Consider the following 3,930-nt stretch of genomic DNA (forward strand, 5'->3'; position numbering starts at 1 on the left):
TAATTCCCCCCGAGCCTGTTCCGATGTACAAGTACCACTGCGATTCAAGGTTTTACCTCGATCCACTAAAAGAAATGTTGAAGGAGAAGAAAGTTTACGGCTTAATAGTCCTCGACAGAAGAGAAGCAACTATAGGGGTCTTAAGGGGGAATAGAATTGAAGTTCTCGCTCACGCCACTTCCAACGTTCCCGGAAAGCACAGACAGGGAGGGCAGAGCAGCGTTAGATTCGAAAGGCTTAGGGAAATAGCGATTCACGAGTTCTACAAAAGAGTTGGAGATAAAGCAAGTGAGGCGTTTCTTCCGATTAAGGAGGAACTTGAAGGAATACTGATAGGAGGTCCGTCTCCGACGAAAGAGGAATTTTACGAGGGGGAGTATCTGCACCACGAACTTCAAAAGAAGGTTCTCGGGCTTTTCGATGTTGGTTACACCGACGAAAGCGGACTTTACGAGCTCGTGGAAAAAGCTGAGGACGTTCTGCAGGAACTGGACATAATAAAGGAGAAGAAGATAATGAACAGGTTCCTCAAAGAAGTCGTAAAAGATGGCTTGGCAGCCTACGGAGAGGAAGAAGTGAGGAAATACTTAAGCTACGGAGCCGTAGACACATTACTGATCTCTGAAGGACTCAGATACGAGAGGGTAACTTACAGATGCCCGAAGTGTGGTAAAACGGTGGAAATAACTCTGAAGGACAACACGAGCAAGAAAATGTACTGCGAAGAGGACAACGTGGAGATGGAGGAAGTTGAAAGAAAGGACGTCGTTATGGAGTTGGCGGAGCTTGCCGAGTCTTCTGGAGCCAAGGTCGTTTTTATTTCGACCGAATCCGAAGAAGGTGCGATGCTAATGAATGCTTTCGGCGGAATAGCTGCAATACTCAGATACAAGGTGGATTAGATGTTCAGGACGTTTTACAGAGAGGTCAAAAAGCTCCTAAACTGCGAGGACAGGTACATCAGAGAAAGCGAATTCGCCGATTTGTCAACAACCATAGCCTTTAAAATTGCGAAAGAGAAGAAGGAAAACCCCCAAAAAGTTGCTGAAGAGCTCGTTTCAGAAATCGAATTCGAGAGAAGCACGTACATAGGCAGTGTAGAAGTCGTAAATGGCTATATAAACTTCTTCGTAAACGAGGAGTTTCTTTCAGACACGGTGGAAAGAATTCTCGACGAGGATGAGAATTACGGCAGCTTAAACCTTGGGGGAGAAGTTCTAATAGAACACACCTCAGCCAATCCCGATGGACCGATACACATAGGACATCTCAGGAATGCGATTATAGGAGATACTTTAGCAAGAATGATGGAGAAGGCGGGAATTAAAGTTACGACCCACTACTACGTAAACGACATGGGCAGACAGATTGCTGCAGCTGTTTTAGGATATTTGAAGTACGGATTGAGGGAAACAAAGCCGGATCATGCGGTAGCGGAGGTTTACGTAAAGATAAACAAGGACATTGAAGAGAATCCGGAGCTTGAGAAGGAAGTCGATGAGCTGATGCTGAAATTCGAAGAAGGGGATGAAGAGGTCTCGAAGAGTTTTAAGTTCGTCGTTGACAAGGCTTTAGAGGGAATAAGAGAAACCCTTGCAAAATTCGACATCCATCACGATGATTTCATCTACGAATCTGACTTCGTGAGGAACGGCTACGTGGAGAGAATTTTCAAAATGCTTGAGGAAAAGGGGTTATTGGAAAAAGATGACGTCTGGAAGGTCGATCTCAAGGATTACGGAATTGAAAAGGAAGTTATCATGAGAAGGGAGAACGGAACGACACTGTACATAACCAGAGACCTCGCCTACCACCTGTGGAAGAACGAGAACTTTAGAAGATTTATCAACGTCCTTGGAGCCGATCACAAGCTTTACTCCGAGCAACTTTCGAAAATTCTCGAATTGCTTGATTTAAAACCTCCAGAAGTTTTGTTCTTCGAGTTCGTTTCTCTGCCAGAAGGTTCAATGAGCACGAGGAAAGGAAAGTTCGTCTCAGCTGATGAACTTCTTGAGAAAACCTTCGAAGAGGCTAAGAGGATTTTAAGGGAAAGAGGAAGCGTGGATGAGAAGATCGCAAAAGTAGTCGCTGTGGGAGCGATAAGGTACGATTTCGTAAGAGTTTCTCCGGAAAAGCCCTTCACTTTCGACTGGAGCAAAGCGCTGGACTTCGAAAGACAAACGGCAAGCTACATCCAATACAGTCACGCAAGGTCTTGCAGCATACTCAGAAAGGCTGTAGAATCTGGGAAAGCTGAGCTGGAGTTCGATCCGGCGATTATTACGAACAAAGAAAGGGAACTAGTGATGAGATTGTCCAAGTTTTCGTTCTATCTCGAAAAGGCTATTAACGAGTTGAAACCGAGCATCTTTGCGGAATACCTCATGAGCGTTGCCAACGCTTTCAACGATTTCTACACGGATCACCAAGTTCTCGTTGGCGATAAAAAGGTGAGAATGCACAGACTTGCCATAGTCGATGCGACGAGAATAGTTTTGAGAAACGGACTTGAGCTCCTCGGAATAGAAGCTCCGGAAAGAATGTGATCAGTCGAAAATGTACTTCTCTATTTCATCTACATTCACGTGCATTTTAACGAGCTCAACCATCCTCTCTATTTTCTCCTTTCCCTTTATCTTAGCCTTCCTCATAGCCTCCTCAAGCTGTTCAGTGGTAGTTAACGTGTCCTCGGGAACAACTATTACCGAAACACCTTTTCTGCTTGCCTTTTCAATTACGTCTTTCTCTGGGTAAAGATTCCCCGTGAGAATTAGGCATTTGACGTTGCTGTAGTTCAGAGCGAGAAGCTGGATGTCTTTTCTGTCTCCGCCGGTGATTACAGCTAAGTTATCCTTTCCAGCTAAAAACTTTTCAGCAGACCTCTTCGACATCGCACCGATGATAAAATGCTCGATTATTCCCTCCTCAGCTTTAACAACGAATTCCCCTTCGACTGCTTCTCTCACCTCTTCGATCGACATTCCCGCAAGGAGAGGATCCCTCGGCAAAACCCCCACAACGCTCAGGTCGTTCTCGGTAAAAACCTTCCCAACCACTGCACTTACGTAAGAAGTTTTGTACCCAGTGAGTTGGTTGATTAAAACCTTTCTTAACCTCTCTTTAAAAACATCCTTAGCCGTAAGAACCCTGTCTATCACGAAGTCGTTCGAGTACTTTGCGATAACCAACACCTTGAGGTCGAGTATTTCCGCAACCATATCATCGCTAATGCCGAGGGACTTCCCAACTTTGTATTCAGACGAGCCTTCCACGAAAACTATATCTGCGTCGAGCTCCTCGTAAGCTTCAATTATGGCTTTTTTCAACTCAACGGAATCGCTCGAATAAACGAACTCAGCATAGGGCATGTCAAGGACTATGGGATTCAAACTCTTGCTGAAATTCTCTTCAACTATTTTCAAATCCTCGTCAACTAAAAATTCTCCCTCCCTAACCGGACTCGTTCCGAAGGGTTTGAAGTACGCGGTTTTGTATCCAGAAAATATTTCGTTCAGAGCGAGAATTAACGAGGTTTTTCCAGCCTTTTCTTCAACGGAAGAGATTAAAATGCCCCTCATAATTTCTCAGCCAACTTCCTTCCCAGCTCTTTCAGTTCTTCAGACTTTTCATCGCTACTGAACCTGAACCTAATTGCTCCAACAACCTCGAACTTCAGCTCTTCGAACACCCCCACTATTTTCCCCACAGCCTCTCCGCTCCATCCATAGCTTCCGAAAGCTGCCGCAACCTTGTTAAAAGGCTTTAAACCTTTCATGTAGGTTAGAAAAGCTGCCACGCTTGGAAATATCTCTCTGTTTAGAGTTGGACTTCCCACAATCAACCCCTTCGACTGCATAACCTCAGCCATCACTTCGGTGTAATCCGAAGCTCTAAGCTTGTATATTCTGTAAGGCACGCCCACTTCTTCAA

General features: G+C 44.9%; 4 protein-coding genes. 2 read left to right on the top strand and 2 right to left on the bottom strand.

Annotation, left to right across the window (positions count from 1 at the left end; all coding sequences use genetic code 11):
- Both prf1 and argS read left to right on the top strand, forming a co-directional pair.
- Nucleotides 1-902 (top strand): peptide chain release factor aRF-1 (gene prf1 / locus F7C14_RS05815; RefSeq protein WP_290900803.1); only part of this gene is annotated, 902 nt, incomplete at its 5' end.
- Nucleotides 903-2,546 (top strand): arginine--tRNA ligase, encoded by a 1,644-nt coding sequence (argS, locus tag F7C14_RS05820; protein ID WP_290900805.1) that lies wholly within the window; start codon nucleotides 903-905, stop codon nucleotides 2,544-2,546.
- On the opposite strand, the gene F7C14_RS05825 is transcribed toward argS, so the two are convergent.
- Together F7C14_RS05825 and F7C14_RS05830 are read right to left on the bottom strand one after the other, a co-directional pair.
- Nucleotides 2,547-3,578, bottom strand: a complete 1,032-nt coding sequence (locus F7C14_RS05825; protein ID WP_290900807.1) for a phosphotransacetylase family protein — start codon at nucleotides 3,576-3,578, stop codon at nucleotides 2,547-2,549.
- A partial coding sequence (locus tag F7C14_RS05830) for a flavodoxin domain-containing protein (protein ID WP_290900810.1) occupies nucleotides 3,575-3,930 on the bottom strand: 356 nt, incomplete at its 5' end. The genes F7C14_RS05825 and F7C14_RS05830, both read right to left, overlap by 4 nt.

This window comes from Ferroglobus sp., assembly GCF_015521575.1.
Classification (GTDB): Archaea; Halobacteriota; Archaeoglobi; order Archaeoglobales; family Archaeoglobaceae; genus Ferroglobus.